Consider the following 16523-nt stretch of genomic DNA (forward strand, 5'->3'; position numbering starts at 1 on the left):
CTCCGCTGAGGGCCGGGTTCCAGCGCGCGCTTTCCCCCGACACGACGCCCGCCCGACTGACCGGTGCCGGGCGCACCGAGACAGGCACCCATGACCGACAGCCCCGCCGAGGCCCGCGACTATCGCGGCACCGTCTTCCTGCCCAAGACCCCCTTCCCGATGCGCGGCGACCTGCCGAAGCGCGAGCCCGCCATGCTGGAACGCTGGGCCAGGCTCGGCCTGTGGGAGAAGTTGCGCGCGCAGTCCAAGGGCCGCGACACCTTCGTGCTGCATGACGGCCCGCCCTATGCGAACGGCAACCTCCATATCGGGCATGCGCTGAACAAGATCCTGAAGGACGTGGTCAACCGCGCCGCGCAGATGGCCGGATACGATGCCAACTACGTGCCGGGCTGGGACTGCCACGGCCTGCCGATCGAATGGAAGGTCGAGGAGGAATACCGGTCCAAGGGCCGCGACAAGGACGCGGTGCCGGTGCTGGATTTCCGCGCCGAGTGCCGCGCCTATGCCACGCATTGGCTCGGCGTGCAGTCGGCCGAATTCCAGCGCCTGGGCGTCGCCGGCGACTGGTCCGACCGCTACGCGACGATGGATTTCGAATCCGAGGCGAAGATCGCCGGGGAGATCGGCAAGTTCCTGCTGAACGGGTCGCTCTATCGCGGCCTGCGTCCGGTGATGTGGTCGCCGGTGGAAAAGACCGCGCTGGCGGAAGCCGAGATCGAATACCACGACCATGTCTCGCCGACGCTGCACGCGAAGTTCCGCGTGCTGAAGGCGAAGGCCGAGGATCTGATCGGCACCGATGTGGTGATCTGGACCACCACGCCCTGGACCATGCCGGGCAATCGCGCCGTCGCCTATGGCCCCGAGATCGACTACGCGCTGGTGCATGTCGAGGGCGTGACGGAGACCTCGTTGATCAAGGTCGGCGACCGGCTCCTGGTCGCGCTGCCGCTACTGCCCGGCTTCGAGAAGGACGCCGGCATCGGCGCGCATTCCATCAAGCGCGTTCTGAAAGGTGCGGAGCTTGAAGGTGCGATAGCGGCCCATCCGCTGCGTGGCACCGGATACGATTTCGACGTGCCGCTGCTGCCAGGCGACTTCGTCACCACCGAAGCCGGCACCGGCTTCGTCCATATCGCGCCGGGCCATGGCGAGGACGACTTCAACCTCGGCCGTGTCCACGGCCTGCCGATCCCCGAGACGGTCAACGACGACGGCACCTTCACCCAGCACGCGCCGGGCTTCGAGGGGCTGCACGTCTTCAAGGCGCATACCGCCGTCTATGACGCGATGCGCGCCGCCGGCACGCTGGCGGCGATCGGCAAGCTGACGCACAGCTACCCGCATTCCTGGCGATCCAAGAAGCCGGTGATCTTCCGCGCCACGCCGCAATGGTTCATCGCGATGGACGACGCCAACGCGATCCGTACCAAGGCGCTGGCGGCGATCGACGCGACCTATTTCGTCCCCGACGCCGGGCGTAACCGCATCGGTTCGATGATCGCCGCGCGGCCAGACTGGTGCATCAGCCGCCAGCGCGCCTGGGGCGTGCCGATCCCGATCTTCGTGTCCAAGCAATCCGGCGAGCCGCTGCGCGACCCCGCGATCATCGAGCGCGTCGTCGAGGCCTTCCGCGTCGAAGGTGCCGATGCCTGGTACAAGCCGGGTGCCGCCGCGCGCTTCCTCGGCCCCGACCGCGATCCGGCGCTGTACGAACAGGTCATGGACATCGTCGATGTGTGGTTCGAGAGCGGGAGCACCCACGCCTTCGTGCTGCCGCCGCGCGGGCTGCCTTTCCCGGCGGATTTGTACCTCGAAGGATCGGACCAGCATCGCGGCTGGTTCCATTCGTCCCTGCTGGAATCGGTCGGCACCAACGGCGTCGCCCCCTTCAAGGCGGTGCTGACGCATGGCTTCGTGCTCGACGAGCAGGGCCGCAAGATGTCGAAATCCATGGGCAACGTCACCGCGCCCCAGGATGTGATGAAGCAGTACGGTGCGGACATCCTGCGCCTGTGGGTGATGAATTCCGACACCGCGCTCGACCTGCGCATCGGGCCGGAGATCCTCAAGCAACAGGCGGAACTGTATCGCCGCATCCGCAATACGCTGCGCTGGCTGCTCGGCAGCCTCGAGGATTTCTCGGAGGCCGAGACGGTTCCCTATGCCGAGTTGCCGGAACTCGAACGCTGGGTGCTGCATCGGGTGACGGAACTCGATGCGAAGATCCGCGCCGCGTCGGACCCGCATTCAGCGGACCGCTTCGCCTGGACCGGCGTCTATCCCGAGATCCACAATTTCTGCGCGACGGACCTGTCCGCCTTCTACTTCGATATCCGCAAGGACGCGCTGTACTGCGACCGGCCGGACAGCCTGCGCCGGCGCGCCGCGCGCACGGTGCTGGACATCCTGCATCGCAGCCTTTGCGCCTGGTTCGCGCCGGTGCTGGTGTTCACGGCGGAAGAAGCCTGGCAGGCGCGCTGGGGGGCCGGGGCGGCGGAAGGTGAGGAAGGGAGCGTGCATCTGCTCGACTTCCCCTTCGTGCCCGAGGGCTGGAAGGATGCGGCGCTGGCCGCGAAGTGGATGCGGGTGCGCGAGATCCGCCGCACGATCACCGGGCAGATCGAGAATGCGCGGACCAGCGGCATGGTCGGATCGTCGCTCCAGGCTGCCGTTCGGCTGCTCCTGGAGCAGGAGACGGATCGTTCCCTGCTGACGCCCGAAGCCTGGGCCGAACTGTGCATCGTCAGCGCGCTCGACCTCACCGGCGACGTCCTGACCATGCCCGACGGCCTGACGGGACGCGAATTGAACGCCCTGGCCAGCGTCACGCCCGCCCCCGGCACCAAATGCGCGCGCTGCTGGCGCGTCCTGCCCGAGGTCGGCCGTTCCTCGAAGCACCCCACGCTCTGCCTGCGCTGCGAGGACGCCGTGGAGGCGCAAGACGCCCTGGCAGACAAGCCCGCATGACGCTGCGCGCCGGCCTTGTCACGGCATTGCTGGTCCTTGTGCTGGACCAGGCGCTGAAGTCCTGGGCGCTGGCCGCGCTCGCGCCAGGCGCCGCGGTGCCGCTGATCGGGCACGCCGAGGCAGGCCTCAGCGCGATGCGGGTGCTCAACCCCGGCATCTTCTTCGGCACGCTGCTGCCGGCCGACGGCTGGCCCCGCTTCATGGTGCTGACGCTCGTCGTGCTGGTGGCCGTCTTCATGCTGCTGCGGATGCTCCGTTCGCGCTGGCTGGTGCTGAACATCGGCCGCGGCGCGGTGGTCGGTGGCGCGGCGAGCAACCTCGCGGATCGCATGGGCCGCGGTGCCGTCGTCGACTATCTGGTCGTCCGCCGCGGCGATGTCGGCTTCGCCTTCAACCTCGCCGACATCGCGGTGGTGGCCGGTGGTGTTCTGATGATGGGCTGGGCCCTGTCCTATGCCCTTTCGACCAGGAGAGCGGCATGAGCCTGCGCCTCGGCCTGCCCATCGCCGCGGGCATCCTTCTCGCCGACCAGGCCAGCAAATGGTGGATCCTGGATGTCGCCCGCCTGCCCGAGGTTGGCAGCATTCCCGTTCTGCAAGCCGGTCCCTTCGCGCTCGACCTCACCATGGTGTGGAACCGCGGCGTCACCTTCGGGCTGCTGTCGGGCAACGGGTCCTGGCACCACCTGGCGCTGGCGCTGCTGGCCGCGGCCATCGCCGCCTTCCTGCTGCGCTGGATGGCACGGGCCGAGAACCGGCTGACCGCCGCGGCGCTGGGCGCCGTGGTCGGCGGGGCGATCGGCAACGTGATCGACCGGGTCCGTTTCGGCGCCGTGGTGGATTTCGTGGACGCCTCGGCCTGGGACTGGCACTGGTATGTCTTCAACATCGCCGATGCGGCCATCGTATGCGGCGTCATCGCCCTGGTCGCCGATGCCTTGTTCCGGCCCAAGCCCGGGCTTAAGGAAGGGACATGAGGAAGCGCCTCCCCCCCGCCCTTGCCACTCTCGCCCTGGCCGCGCTGCTGCCGGCCTGCGGCGACAGCACCGCGCGTACGCTTGGCCTGGTGCGCGACGCACCCGACGAGTTCCAGGTCACCACCCGCGCGCCGTTGTCCATGCCGCCGGACATGACCACGCTGCCCAGCCCGACGCCGGGTTCGGCCCGGCCGCAGGAACGCACCTCCAGCCAGCAGGCGGAAGCGCTGCTGTCGCCCGGGCTGGCGTTGCAGGACCCGCGCCGCACGCCCGCCGCGGCACGCCCCAGCGTCGGCGAGGCCGCCCTGCTGCAGCGCGCCGGCCCCGACGCCCCCGGGGGCATCCGCCGCCGCGTGGATGAGGAGAGCCTTCGGCTGGACCAGCCGGACCGCAGCCTGACCGACCGACTGATCTTCTGGCGCGACCCGCCGCCGCCGGGCACGCCGGTCGATCCGGCCCGCGAATCGCAGCGCATCCGGGAAAACGCCGCCCTCGGCCGCGATGTCGAGATCGGCGAGACCCCCGTGGTGCAGCCGCGCCGGAAGTCATTCTGGGAATGGCTGGGCTTCTGATCGCGGCGACCCTGTAGCCTCGGCTGTGGAACCGGGACGGGCGTGGCCTCGCTCAGGCCTACTCCGCCGAAGGCTTGAAGCCTTTGATCGCTTGGCTTGGAAGGGCGAGCCCCATCCGGGCGCATGTCGCGCGACCCGCCTGCGATCCCGCGCCGCAGCTCCCCCGGCAGGCCGGCAACCTGCGGTCCTGTGAGCCCGAACGGCAGGTGGCCGGCATCCCCTGGTCTTGCCTTCGCGCCACGGGCTGTCACTCTTGAAATGGCGGCAGGCCTGGGCGCGGCAGCACTTCGCGGTCGCGACCGGATGCAGGGCGTCGGGCCGAAGGACGACGGGCCAGCACTGGGGAAACGGGGCATGCCGGCGGGTGATCCCGGCCGACGGCATACACTTCCGTAAGACCGCATCGTGACGCTTCACCTGGCGCCGGGCCGGGGCCATCTTGCGGATATGCCCGACATCACCCGCCGCCACACTCTCTGCGCCGCCGCCGCGACACTCGCCGCCGCGCCCTTGGCCCGCGCCGCCGCGCAGGCCACGCCGTCCGTCGCCGCCGCGCCACCCGCCGCCGAGGCCCCGCTGTTCGGCGCCAGGATCTGGACCCTGCCCAACGGCCTGACCGTCGCGCTGGTGGAAAGCCGCCGCGCCCCGGTGGTCGCCCAGTACCTCTACTACGCCGCCGGCGGCGCCGAAGACCCGGCCGGCCGCTCGGGTGTCGCGCATTTCCTCGAACACATGATGTTCAAGGGCAGCCCGAACGTGCCCTCGGGGACGCTGTCGCGCCGGGTGGCGCGCGAAGGCGGCAACGACAACGCCTTCACCTCCCGCGACGTCACCGCCTATTACCAGCAGGTCGAGGCGTCCCGCCTGCCGATGATCATGGCGATGGAGGCCGACCGCCTCGCCGCCGCCCTGATCCCGGCCGACGAACTGGAAAGCGAGCGCCGCGTCGTGCTCGAGGAACGCAACCAGCGCACCGACAGCAATCCCCGCGCCCGCTTCCAGGAGGCCTTCCGCGCCGCGCTGTGGGGCCCGCAGGCCTGGCCCGGCCGGCCGATCATCGGCTGGGCGGACGAGATCCGCGCCATCAGCCGCGACAACCTCACCGACTTCCACGGGCACTTCTACGCACCGGCCAATGCGACCCTTGTGATCGCCGGCGCGGTCAGCGAGGCCGAGGCCCGCGCCCTGGTGGACGAGCATTACGGCCCCGTCCCGGCCCGCGAGGTCCGCCGCCGCGACCGTGCCCCGGCCCCCGCCACGGCCCATGAGCCTCGCCTGACCGTCCGCGAGCCCCAGGCCCGCGAGGCGCTGATGCTGCGCGCCTGGATGGCGCCCTCGCTGACCACCGCCAGGGCCGAGCAATCCCTGCCGCTGGAAGTGCTGGCGCATCTGCTGGGCAGCGGCCAGGGCTCGCGCCTGCATGCCGCGCTGGTCGAAACCGGCCTCGCCGTGCAGGCCGGTGCCTCCTACGACAGCGAGGCCGCCGGGGTGACCGAGTTCATGGTCTATGGCGTGCCGCGCCGCGGCGTGACCCCCGAACGGCTGGAGGAAGCCGCCAACGCGGTGATCGCCACCCTGCTGCAGGACGGCCCGACCGAGGCCGAGGTGGCCCGCGCCATCCGCCAGATGTCCTCGGGCTCGCTGCTCGCACTCGACAGCTTCGGCGCGGCGCCGCGCATGCTGGGCGGCGTGCTCGCCATCGGCCTGTCGGCCGACGTGGTCGAATACTGGCCCGCCCGGCTGCGCGCCGTGACGCAGGCGCAGGTGGCGGAGGCGGCGCGCGCCGTGCTCGGCGCCGCGCCGAACACGACCGCCTGGCTGCTGCCGGAAGGGGCGTGATCCGATGACTGACGCTTTCACCCTGCCGATCCAGGTCGTCGAGTCCGGTCCGTTTTCCGCCTGGCTGGTCGAGGATCATTCCGTCCCGGTCGTCTCCGTGTCCTGGTCCTGGCCCGGGGGGGCTTCGACGGACGCGCCGGGCCGCGAGGGCACCGCCGCCATGGCCGCGGCGATGCTGACCGAAGGTGCCGGCGACCTCCGCTCCCTGGCCTTTGCCGATGCGCTGCGCGATTCGGCGATCGGGCTGAGCTTCTCCGCCGGGCGCGATACCTTCGAGGGCAGCTTCCGGTGCCTCGCCGATGCGCTGCCCGAAACGCTGCGCCTCGCCAGGCTGGCGATGACCGCGCCGCGGATGGATGCCGATGCTCTGGAACGCGTCCGCGCCCGGGCGATCGCCGGCGCGCGGACCCAGCTTGAAACACCGCGCGGCCAGGCCGGGCGCGCCTTCTGGGCCTCGGCCTTCCCCGACCATCCGGCCGGGCGGCCGGCGACCGGCACGGCGGAAAGCCTCGCCGCCATTCCGCCCGAGGCGCTGCGCGCCAGCCTCGACGCGCAATTGCGCGGCGGCGGGCTGTTGATCGGCGTGGCCGGTGCGATCCGACCGGCCCGGCTGGCGGCGCTGATGGCGGATCTGTTCGGCGCCCTGCCCGCCGGCGCGCCGGCCACCCCGCCGCCGCTGCCTCGCTTCACCGCCTTCGGCCGCCAGGTCGTCACGGTGCCCGGCCCGCAGTCGCAGATCGTGTTCGGCCAGCCCGGCATCGCGCCGCAGGACCCGGATTGGGAAGTGGCGCAGGTGGTGCTGCGCGTGCTGGGCGGCGGTGGCTTCTCCTCCCGCCTCATGGAAGCGGTGCGGGTGCAGCGCGGGCTGACCTATGGCATCGGCGTCGGGCTCGACACGCTGTTCGGCGGCGGCGTCGTCACCGGCGGCTTCGCCACCGAGAACGGCCGCGTCGCCGAGGCGCTGGAGGTGACGCGCAGCGTCTGGTCCGACCTTGCCCAGTCCGGCCCGACCGATGCCGAGCTGGAGGAGGCCGTGGCCTATCTGACCGGGTCCCTGCCGCTGCAATTCACCGACAGCCGGCGCATTGCGGGCACGCTGCTGGCGATGCGGCGCAACGACCGGCCGATCGGCTGGCTGGCCGGGCGCAACGACCGGCTGCGGGCTATCACCCGGACGGATGCGGTGCGCTTCGCGGGCTCGCTGCTGAAGCCGGATTCGCTGGCGGTGACGGTGGCGGGGCAGCCGGTCGGATTGTAGGCCCGCCGGATCAGCCCCCAAGGGGCCCATGGACGCGGCGCGCACCGGCGATGGAAGCCCCCATCCGGTGCGCGGCGTGACAATTGGGATCCACGCCGAAGGTCGATCGCGTGCCCGGCGTGGCATGCCCCGATCGTCCCGGGACCAGGCGCCCGCACCAGGTCAAGACTTCCAAGGGCCTCAAGCCTTTGTTGGGGGCGGATGGGGCAAGGCCCCCTCCGCCCCTATCGGCGTCACCGGCGCAACGCCGCCTTCCAGCCGTACCGGCACCGGGTCACCGGCAGGTCACATCGTATCCCGCCACGGTCGGCATCGGTCCGTCGCCCGCCGTCGTGACGCTCAGCGACGCGGCCGCGCCGCGGTAGTTGAAGCCGCAGAAGCCGAAGCCGGTGCCGGAACAATCCTCGACTTCCGGCACGCCGTGGCGCACCAGGTCGGCGACGCGGGTGTCGGCGTCATTGCGCGGGCCGGCGGGCGGTTCGGGTTTCCAGCCATGCCGGAACAGCGTCGCGCGCGCCTGGTCGATCGGGCGGCCATAGATGTTGGGCACCACGGCGGCCCCGGCGCAGGCACGGTCCTCGGCGGCGACCGGCACGATGGCGACGGTGCCATCGGCGCCGAGCCGCAGGTCGGCGACCGGCTGGCTCAGGACGTCGCCATCCCAGATGCGCAGCGCATCGGGGCCGACCGGACGAATGCTGCCGATCGCCGCGCTGCCGGCCGCCGGGGCATAGGCGATGGCGACAAGGTCGGCGCCGCGGAACAGCCCGACATTGCCCTCGCCCAGCCGGCAGGACCCGCTGGTGCCGGCCTCGGCCGAGCCGACGAAACTGACCGCCATATAGGGGCCGATCGCGGCTTCCCGCGTCACGCCCCAGCCCGCGGCGGCAACGCGGCGGGCGGCTTCGCTCCGCGGCGTGGCGAACAGGTGGCGGCAGTATTCGGCCCGGGCGGCGCCGGTTGCGTTCGGCAGGCGTTGCAGGGCCACCAGCCGCAGCGCCGCAACCTCCGAACGCACCGCCGGCGGCCGGGCGGGGCCCTGCGCGCCGGCGGGACCGGCGGCGAACAGGCTTGCGATCAGGGCCAAGCGCTTCATCATCGTGTCACCCCTTGAATCCGGGCCTGGAGCCGGGTTCGTTCGCCTTCGCTCACGCCTCCTGCTCCATGCCTGCAACACCGCCACGCCTCACTCCGCCCTCAAGGGAATGCCACCTCTCAGCCGCATCAGCAGAGACAATGTCCTTGGCAATGACATCCAGTTGCGTCACGCGACCTGGCCGGTCGAGGAACCCTTTCAGACCCTGGCAATCCTGCCGCGCCATGCTGCCCGGCGCCATGCGGGTGCCATAACCGGCGGTTTCAATGCAGGATGCAGGGATCGCGGGGTATCCGGGCCCGCTCGCGCACAGGAACGATGCATGACGCCCGACGCCGCCTGGTCCGCCCTCGACGCCCTTGCCGGACGACCCGGGGGGGCGGCCATCCGCCCGCTATTCGCCGCAGATCCGGACCGTCCGGCGCGGATGACGCATCGCGCGGGCGACGTACTGCTGGACCTGTCCCGCACCGCGATCGGGCCGGCGGTGCTCGATGCGCTGCTCGACCTGGCGCGTGCCACCGACGTGGCGGGTTTTCGCGATGCCCTGCTGCGCGGCGATGCCGTGAACGTGACCGAGGGACGCAGCGCGCTGCACACCGCCCTCCGCGTGCCCGATGGCGCGCCGCCCGCCGGCGCCGGCCCGTCGATGGACCGTGCTCTGGCCCTGGCCCGGCAGACGCGCGCGCGCATGCAGACCTTCACCGAGGCGGTGCATGACGGCAGCATCCGGGGTGCGACCGGCCAGCGCTTCACCGATGTGGTCAATATCGGCATCGGCGGCTCCGACCTTGGCCCCTTCATGGCGGCGCGCGCGCTTTGGACGCCGGGCTGCCCGATGCGCGCGCACCACCTCGCCAATGTCGATGCCCATGCGTGGGATGCGCTGCGGCCGCGGCTGGATCCCGCACGCACGCTGGTGCTGGTCGCGTCGAAGACCTTCACGACGCAGGAGACGATGACCAATGCCGCGCTGGTGCGCGGCTGGCTCGCCGAATCGCTGGGCGATGCGGGGGCCGCGACGCATCTCGTCGCGCTGTCGACGAACCTGAAGGCGGCCGCGGCCTTCGGCATCCCGGCCGAACGCGTCTTCGGCTTCTCCGACACGGTCGGCGGGCGCTTCAGCGTCTGGAGCGCGATCGGCCTGTCGCTCGCGCTCGCGCTGGGCTGGCCGGAATTCGAACGCTTCCTCGCCGGCGCGCGGGCGATGGATGAGCATTTCCTGTCGGCCCCGCTCGAGGCCAACCTGCCGGTGCTTCTGGCGCTGGCCGAGGTGTGGCACGTCAACGGCCTCGGTTATCCCGCCCGCGCCGTGCTGCCCTATGATGAGCGGCTGGCGCGCTTCCCCGCCCATCTCCAGCAATTGGAGATGGAAAGCCTCGGCAAGGCGGTGCGCATCGACGGCTCGCCGGTCCCGCGCGGCACCGGGCCAGTGGTGTTCGGCGAACCCGGCACCAATGCGCAGCATTCCTTCATGCAGCTGATCCACCAGTCACCGACGCCCGTGCCGGTCGATTTCATCCTGGTCGCCAATCCCGGCCATGCGCATCCGGACAGCCACCGCAAGCTGCTCGCCAACGGCCTGGCCCAGGCCGAGGCGCTTCTGGTCGGGCGCAGCGAGGAGGCCGTGCGGGCGGAGATGGCGGCGGCCGGCGCGCCGGCGGCGAGGATCGACCAGGTCGCGCCGCACCGCGTCTTCACCGGCGACCGGCCCAGCACGGTGATCCTGCTGCCGCACCTCGACCCCTTCACGCTCGGCCAGCTGGTCGCGCTGTATGAGCACAAGGTCGCCTGCCTCGGTGCGCTGTGGGGGATCAACCCTTTCGACCAATGGGGGGTGGAACTCGGCAAGCAGCTCGCTGCGCATATCCTGCCGGCGCTGGAGGGCCTCGACGCCGAGCAGGATCCGACGACGGCGCCGCTGATCGCCCGGATCAGGCAGCTGCAGGGCATCGGCTGATTCCGGCCCTGACGCCATCGGGGCGCGGCCCGCGCGACGTGATCCGGCGCACGGCAACCCCGTGCGGGCGCCGCCATGCTGGGAACTGTCCCGTAGCGTTTATCGCCCTCGGCGACGAACGATTGGGATAGGCTCCGAATACCAGGGACAGTTGCCCGCGGAAGAACGGTGCCGCAGCGCGGCGGAGGTCAGGAAGCGGGTACGCGGTCCCAGCGCTTCTGCACGCATACCGGTGCGACCGGCGGTTGGCCGTTGCGTCTGGCCAGGCGGCGGACGTCCCCGGGGCAACAGCCTGCCCCTTCGGGAGGACCAAGCGATGTCGCTTCCCCTCGTCGCCCTTGCCGCCGCACTGGTGCCGGACGTGGTCCGCATCATTGCCGGCGACCGCGCCGGCACCTCGGCCGGCCATGTTGCCGAGGCCGTTCGAAGCGTCACCGGCTCCGACGACCCGGTCGAGGCGCAGCGGCAGCTCGACGCCAATCCTGCGGCCGTCACCCAGCTCAAGATCCGGCTTGCCGAGATCGCATTGGAACAGGAGAAGGCCCAGCGCGATGCCGCTGATGCCGCCCGCAAGGCCGAGTTCGAAGACCTCAAGAGCCGCATCGCCGATACCCAGGGCGCCCGGAGCACGATGGTCGAACTGGCACGCAGCGGCAGCGTCACGGTGTGGGGCGCGCCGCTCATTTCGGCGGTCGTCACGGTCGGTTTCTTCGGCGTCCTGATCACGCTGGTGTTGGGGAAGACCGAGCCGGGCCCGAGCGAGTTCGTGAAGTCGGTCCTCAACATCACCGTCGGCGCGCTGGTCGCCGCCTTCACCGCGGTCGTGAATTTCTGGATCGGTTCCTCGGAGGGCTCGCGCAGCAAGGATGCCACGGTCCAGACCCTGCAGGCGGCGCAGACGGAACAGACCAACCGCGCCATCCAGAGCGTGCAGGAAATCGCCCAGACGGCCGCGCGGGCGCCCGCCGCGGCTGCACAGCCCCTCGCACCGCCAGCCGCGCAGCCTGTCCGGCCTGCCGCGGCAGAGCGCCCCGCCGGACGCGGCAACTTCGCCGCCTGCCTCGTCCAGGTGCTGCAGCAGGAGGGCGGCTTCGTGAACAATCCCGCCGATCCCGGCGGCGCGACCAATCTCGGCATCACCAGGAAGACGCTGGAAGCCTTCCGCGAGAAGACCGTGACCGAGGACGACGTGCGCAACCTCACCAAGGAGGAGGCGCAGGAGATCTACCGCGCCAACTACTGGAACCCGATGCGGTGCGACGACCTGCCGCCGGGCATCGACCTGATGGTGTTCGATTTCGGCACGAATGCCGGTCCGCAGCGCAGCGTGAAGCTGCTGCAGCGTGTTGCCGGTGTGACCGATGACGGCTCGGTCGGGCCGATCACCGTCGCCGCCGTGCGCGCCGCCGATCCCGCCGAGCTGATTGCTCGATTCGCCCAGGGGCGCATGGAGCATTACCGGTCGCTGCCGACCTTCGAGGTGTTCGGCCGCGGCTGGACCAGCCGCACCGATGCGGTGAAGCAGGCGGCGCTGCGCATGGCGCTGGCGGCGGCGCCAGCCTCATAGGCCGGGCGTGCGGCCTGTCGCTTCGGCGGCGAGGGCACGGACCGCCGCCTCGCATCGTGCGGCGGCAGCCTCCCATCCCGCCCGTGCCGCCGGCAGGTCGCCGAAGCGCAGCGGCGCGCCGATGGTCAGCCGCAGCTTGCGTGGTGCCGGATAGCTGCGATCCGGCGGCCAGGCCGTGTGGCAGCCATCGAGGAAGGCCGGCACCACCGGCACCGTGGTGCCCGCGACCAGCACGCCGATGCCTGGCTGGAAGGCCGCCATGGTGCCGTCCCGCGCCCGCGTCCCTTCGGGGAACAGGATGTAGACCAGCCGGTCCTCGACCAGCCTTTCGCGCAGCGTCGCCAGTTCCCCCGCCTTGGTCCGCTTGCGCCACACCGGCAGCGCGTTCACGGCATAGGCCGCGAAAACCGAGGACACGGTCGAACTGAAGAAGGTGTCGCCCGCGGCCAGCGCATGGGCGCGCCGCGCCGCCTGCCCGCGCAGCACGCCCGAAAGCGTCAGTGCATCGAGATGGCTGGTGTGGTTGGCGATCAGCACAAAGGGTGGCTCCGGCAGGTTCTCCCGCCCTGTCACCTCCAGCCGGTGATACGCCGCCAGATATACCCGCAGCCCCGCGCGCCAGACACGCCCCAGCATGACGCTGCCCAGGCCGCGTTCACGCGACAGGCTGCGCAGACGATCGGCCGTCTCAAGCCCATGGTCGCGCGCGGGGCGGAGGTTGAACTCCATCAGCCCCCCGTGATCAGCCGCGCCGGCTGGCCCATGCCGAAGCCGACGAAGAACTGGATGAAGTGGAAGGCGGCGGGGGCGACCAGCAGCAGCGAATTGAACCGGTCCAGCACGCCGCCATGGCCGGGCAGGATGGTGCCCATGTCCTTGATGCCGATGTCGCGCTTGATCGACGACAGCATCAGGTCGCCCGCCTGCGCGCCGATGCCGACGATGAAGCCGAAGATCAGCAGCCAGTGCGGCTGCGCCATCGGCGTGCCGCGGAAGATGAAGAAGGCCAGCGTCGCCACCAGCAGCGTGGTGACGGTCAGCGCGCCGACCGCACCCGCGATCGACTTGTTCGGGCTGGTCGCCGGCAGCAGCTTCGGCCCGCCGATCAGCTTGCCGAAGGTGAAGGCCGCGACATCCGACAACGCCACGGTGGTCAGCAGCATCAGCAGGATAGGCCGGTAGCCGGGCTCATTCGCCATGAAGGACAGATGCGCGAGCCCGGCGCCGAACAGCATGTAGGCAAGGATGCCGAGGGCGACGCGCTGCACATACCCCGCCGGCCGATCGAGCGGGAGGGTACCGATGACGATGACGCCCACCGTCAGCGGCCAGAGTGCCACGAAGAACCCGTACCAGTGATCGAGCGCCGCGAAATTCGCCACCAGGATGCCAACCACCACGATCCCGGCGATCAGCGTCTCCCGGAACAGCCCTGTCGCCCGATCGAATTCGCGCAGGCAGGCGAGGCCGAGCAGCGTCACCGCCCCGATCACCCATTCGCGCCCGAGCAGCACCGGCCCCATCATCAGCGGCAGCAGCAGGCACCACGACCCGGTGCGCAGCCACAATTCCCGCCGCAGCTCCGGCGTGCCGCGACCGGTGATGGTCATGACGCCAATCACCGCGAAGGCGACCAGCACGACGGCGACGGTGGCCGCAACGATGCCGATGGTCACCGGATGGGCGAAGACAGCCTCGCGGATCATGCCTTCGCCCTCAACGCCGCGGCGGCGCGGGACAGCCGCAGCCAGGTGGTGACGAGCGAGCCGAGCAGGATCACCACCAGCACCACCCACGGCGTCCAGGCGTCTCCGCGCCAGGAGGGCGGGATGACGGCGCACCACAGCGCCATCGCCGTCACTACCGCCATGCGGTGCTGCTTGGCCATCGGTCCGCCGAAATCCGAGGGCGCGCCAGCCGCCCGCGCGGTGGTCCGCACATAGGCCGTCGCCATCGCCGCCAGTGCGGCCGCCAGTCCGAGCGCCACCGACCCCGCCGCGACACCCAGCCCGACCAGCACCGCGGTGTCGGACACCCGGTCCGGCACCTCGTTGAACAATTCCCCGACCGGCGAGGCGACACCGCGCCCGATCGCCACCATCCCGTCCAGCAGGTTCGCCATCAGGCGCCCCTGCACCAGCAACGCGCCAAGCAACCAGAACAGCCAGGCCATGCCCGGCAGCCAGACCACCGCCGCGAAGGCCACCCCCGCCGCCAGCCCGGCCAACATCCCCGCCACCGAAATGCCGTTGGGCGAGGCGCCGCGCGCCACCAGCGCCGCCGCCATGCGCTGCGTCACGGCCATATTGCGCGCCGCGATCGGCCGCCGATCCGATGCTTCCACCCCGCCCCCGCTCACGCTGTCGCGCGCAGCATGACGTGCCGCCGCACCGACCGGAAGGAAAGCCTTCGCAGCACATGCTATCTTCGTCACATGTCCGCCGCCGCGGCCGAGTCGACCTCCCGGCCCCTGATCCGCCGCCTCTCCGAGACCACTGCCAACCGCATCGCCGCCGGCGAGGTGGTCGAACGCCCGGCCGCCGCGGTGAAGGAGATCGTCGAGAACGCGCTCGATGCCGGCGCGACCCGCATCGCCGTCACGCTGGAAGGCGGTGGGGTGGACCGGATCCTGGTGGAAGACGACGGCATCGGCATGGATGCCGACGACCTTGCGCTGGCCATCGAACGCCACGCCACCTCCAAGCTGCCCGAGGAAGCGACGCTGTTCCGCATCGCCACGCTGGGTTTTCGCGGCGAGGCGCTGCCCTCGATCGGCGCCGTCGCGCGGCTGTCCATCACCTCCCGCCCGGCTGGCGGTGCGGCGCATCGCATCGCGGTCGAAGGTGGCCATGTCGGCCCTGTCACGCCGGCGGCCGGTGCCCCCGGCACGCGGGTCGAGGTGCGCGACCTGTTCTTCGCCACCCCGGCGCGGCGGAAGTTCCTCCGTCACCCGCGCAGCGAGGCCGACCACGCCATCGAGGCCGTGCGCCGCCTGGCGCTGGCCTGGCCCGCCGTCACCTTCCGCGTCGAGAGCGACGGGCGCGAGGTGCTGACCCTTTCGGCGACGGATTGGGAGGGGCGCATCCGCCAGGTGCTCGGCCCGGGTTTCGCCGCCGCCGCGGTGCCGGTGGAATCCGTGGGGATCGCGCTCGACCTGCGCGGCCTCGCCGCCCTGCCCTCCTTCACCAGGCCCACCACGATGGGCCAGCATTTGGTGGTCAACCGTCGCCCGGTGCGCGACCCGCTGCTGCGCGTCGCCCTGCGCGTCGCCTATCGCGACCTGATCCCGCAGGGGCGGCACCCGGCGGCCGCGCTGTTCCTCGACATCCCGCCCGAGAGCGTGGATGTGAACGTGCATCCGATGAAGACCGAGTTGCGCTTCCGCGAGGGCGAGCAGGTGCGCGGCGCGGTGATCTCGGCGCTGCGCCGGGCGCTGGCGGTGGGGGCCGGCACGGCGGTGGCGATGCCATCCTTCACGCCTGCCTCAGCGCCCGGCGCGGTTGCCGGGTTTGCGCCTGAGCCGGGTCCTGCGCCCCCGGATGCCCAAAGGCCGGGCTTCGCCGAGAGCCACGCATTGCTCGCCCCCCCGCTGTCCATGCCGCCGCCGATGCAACGCGCGCTGGGCCTCGCCCCCGCCGCACAGCCGGTCGCCTCATGGCAGCGCGAACGGGCGCCGGAGCAGCACCCGCTCGGCCGCGCCGTGGCTCAGATCCTGGAAACCTACGTCGTCGCCGAGGCACCCGACGGCGCGCTGGTGCTGGTGGACCAGCACGCGGCCCATGAACGGCTGACGCATGAGGCGCTGAACAACCAGTTGGTCGAAGGCGGGGTGCGCGCCCAGCCGCTGCTGCTGCCCGCGGTGGTCGACCTGCCCGCCGCCGATTCGGCGCGGTTGATCGACCACGCGGAGACCTTGGCGCGGCTCGGCCTGGAGATCGAAGGCTTCGGCGGAGGCGCGGTGCTGGTGCGCGCCCTGCCCGCGCTGCTCGGCAATCCCGACCCCGCGCCGCTGCTGCGCGACCTTGCCGAGGAACTGGCCGACCTTGGCGAGGCGGCATCGCTGCAACGGCGGCTGGATGCCGCAGTGGCGCGGCTCGCCTGCCATGGCAGCGTGCGCGCGGGGCGGCGGCTCAACGCCGCGGAGATGGATGCGCTGCTGCGGTCGATGGAGGCCACGCCGCGCGCGGCGACGTGCAGCCATGGAAGGCCGACGGTGCTGCGGCTGGATGCGGCGACGCTCGAGCGCATGTTCGGACGGCGGTAGCCTGCGCCGCCACACAGC

General features: G+C 71.4%; 13 protein-coding genes. 9 read left to right on the plus strand and 4 right to left on the minus strand.

Features of this window, described 5'->3' with window-relative positions; genetic code table 11:
* Positions 1-90: 90 nt before the first annotated feature.
* The 6 genes from ileS (at position 91) to AAFN86_RS14355 (ending at position 7618) form a co-directional block, all read left to right on the plus strand.
* Positions 91-2973, plus strand: coding sequence for an isoleucine--tRNA ligase (gene ileS / locus AAFN86_RS14330; protein ID WP_347544032.1), 2883 nt, complete (start codon positions 91-93; stop codon positions 2971-2973).
* Entirely contained in the window at positions 2970-3455 is a 486-nt protein-coding gene (locus AAFN86_RS14335) for a signal peptidase II (RefSeq protein WP_347544033.1), read from the plus strand. The genes ileS and AAFN86_RS14335 overlap by 4 nt, the downstream gene beginning before the upstream one ends.
* A complete protein-coding gene (lspA, locus tag AAFN86_RS14340) occupies positions 3452-3949 on the plus strand; it encodes a signal peptidase II (protein WP_347544034.1) in 498 nt (165 codons plus the stop codon). Before AAFN86_RS14335 ends, lspA begins: the two co-directional genes overlap by 4 nt.
* Entirely contained in the window at positions 3946-4521 is a 576-nt protein-coding gene (locus tag AAFN86_RS14345) for a DUF3035 domain-containing protein (RefSeq protein WP_347544035.1), read from the plus strand. Before lspA ends, AAFN86_RS14345 begins: the two co-directional genes overlap by 4 nt.
* 405 nt (positions 4522-4926) lie before the next feature.
* Positions 4927-6360: a pitrilysin family protein gene (locus AAFN86_RS14350; protein ID WP_347544036.1), complete on the plus strand. Its 1434-nt coding sequence runs from the start codon at positions 4927-4929 to the stop codon at positions 6358-6360.
* A gap of 4 nt (positions 6361-6364) precedes the next feature.
* Entirely contained in the window at positions 6365-7618 is a 1254-nt protein-coding gene (locus tag AAFN86_RS14355; protein ID WP_347544037.1) for a pitrilysin family protein, read from the plus strand.
* 274 nt (positions 7619-7892) lie between these two features.
* Here AAFN86_RS14355 and AAFN86_RS14360 read toward each other — a convergent pair whose 3' ends face one another.
* Positions 7893-8705, minus strand: coding sequence for a hypothetical protein (locus AAFN86_RS14360; protein WP_347544038.1), 813 nt, complete (start codon positions 8703-8705; stop codon positions 7893-7895).
* Positions 8706-9036: 331 nt separating this feature from the next.
* Here AAFN86_RS14360 and pgi point away from each other — a divergent pair, with 331 nt between their 5' ends.
* Both pgi and AAFN86_RS14370 read left to right on the plus strand, forming a co-directional pair.
* Positions 9037-10674 (plus strand): glucose-6-phosphate isomerase, encoded by a 1638-nt coding sequence (gene pgi, locus AAFN86_RS14365; RefSeq protein WP_347544039.1) that lies wholly within the window; start codon positions 9037-9039, stop codon positions 10672-10674.
* A gap of 316 nt (positions 10675-10990) precedes the next feature.
* Entirely contained in the window at positions 10991-12241 is a 1251-nt protein-coding gene (locus AAFN86_RS14370) for a glycosyl hydrolase 108 family protein (RefSeq protein WP_347544040.1), read from the plus strand.
* On the opposite strand, the gene AAFN86_RS14375 is transcribed toward AAFN86_RS14370, so the two are convergent.
* From AAFN86_RS14375 to AAFN86_RS14385, 3 genes are read right to left on the minus strand one after another with little or no spacing between them, the layout of a single operon-like run.
* Positions 12236-12970, minus strand: coding sequence for a lysophospholipid acyltransferase family protein (locus AAFN86_RS14375; protein WP_347544041.1), 735 nt, complete (start codon positions 12968-12970; stop codon positions 12236-12238). The genes AAFN86_RS14370 and AAFN86_RS14375 overlap by 6 nt on opposite strands.
* The gene (locus AAFN86_RS14380) at positions 12970-13947 is read right to left on the minus strand and encodes a phosphatidate cytidylyltransferase (protein WP_347544042.1); all 978 of its coding nucleotides are present in this window, start codon (positions 13945-13947) and stop codon (positions 12970-12972) included. The genes AAFN86_RS14375 and AAFN86_RS14380 overlap by 1 nt, the downstream gene beginning before the upstream one ends.
* Positions 13944-14585 (minus strand): CDP-alcohol phosphatidyltransferase family protein, encoded by a 642-nt coding sequence (locus AAFN86_RS14385; protein ID WP_347544043.1) that lies wholly within the window; start codon positions 14583-14585, stop codon positions 13944-13946. The genes AAFN86_RS14380 and AAFN86_RS14385 overlap by 4 nt, the downstream gene beginning before the upstream one ends.
* Positions 14586-14675: 90 nt before the next feature.
* Here AAFN86_RS14385 and mutL point away from each other — a divergent pair, with 90 nt between their 5' ends.
* Positions 14676-16505 carry a DNA mismatch repair endonuclease MutL gene (gene mutL / locus AAFN86_RS14390; protein WP_347544044.1) on the plus strand — a complete coding sequence of 610 codons (1830 nt, stop codon included), beginning with the start codon at positions 14676-14678 and terminating at the stop codon, positions 16503-16505.
* Positions 16506-16523: the final 18 nt, after the last annotated feature.

Origin of the sequence: Roseomonas sp. CAU 1739 (genome assembly GCF_039839775.1) — a bacterium.
GTDB lineage: Bacteria > Pseudomonadota > Alphaproteobacteria > Acetobacterales > Acetobacteraceae > Neoroseomonas.

What these genes read in the sequence shown, in the direction of transcription:
- ileS (WP_347544032.1), top strand. Translation starts at nt 91, where the DNA reads ATGACCGACAGCCCCGCCGAGGCCCGCGACTATCGCGGCACCGTCTTC.
- AAFN86_RS14335 (WP_347544033.1), top strand. Translation starts at nt 2,970, where the DNA reads ATGACGCTGCGCGCCGGCCTTGTCACGGCATTGCTGGTCCTTGTGCTG.
- lspA (WP_347544034.1), top strand. Translation starts at nt 3,452, where the DNA reads ATGAGCCTGCGCCTCGGCCTGCCCATCGCCGCGGGCATCCTTCTCGCC.
- AAFN86_RS14345 (WP_347544035.1), top strand. Translation starts at nt 3,946, where the DNA reads ATGAGGAAGCGCCTCCCCCCCGCCCTTGCCACTCTCGCCCTGGCCGCG.
- AAFN86_RS14355 (WP_347544037.1), top strand. Translation starts at nt 6,365, where the DNA reads ATGACTGACGCTTTCACCCTGCCGATCCAGGTCGTCGAGTCCGGTCCG.
- pgi (WP_347544039.1), top strand. Translation starts at nt 9,037, where the DNA reads ATGACGCCCGACGCCGCCTGGTCCGCCCTCGACGCCCTTGCCGGACGA.
- AAFN86_RS14370 (WP_347544040.1), top strand. Translation starts at nt 10,991, where the DNA reads ATGTCGCTTCCCCTCGTCGCCCTTGCCGCCGCACTGGTGCCGGACGTG.
- AAFN86_RS14375 (WP_347544041.1), bottom strand. Translation starts at nt 12,970, where the DNA reads ATGGAGTTCAACCTCCGCCCCGCGCGCGACCATGGGCTTGAGACGGCC.
- AAFN86_RS14380 (WP_347544042.1), bottom strand. Translation starts at nt 13,947, where the DNA reads ATGATCCGCGAGGCTGTCTTCGCCCATCCGGTGACCATCGGCATCGTT.
- mutL (WP_347544044.1), top strand. Translation starts at nt 14,676, where the DNA reads ATGTCCGCCGCCGCGGCCGAGTCGACCTCCCGGCCCCTGATCCGCCGC.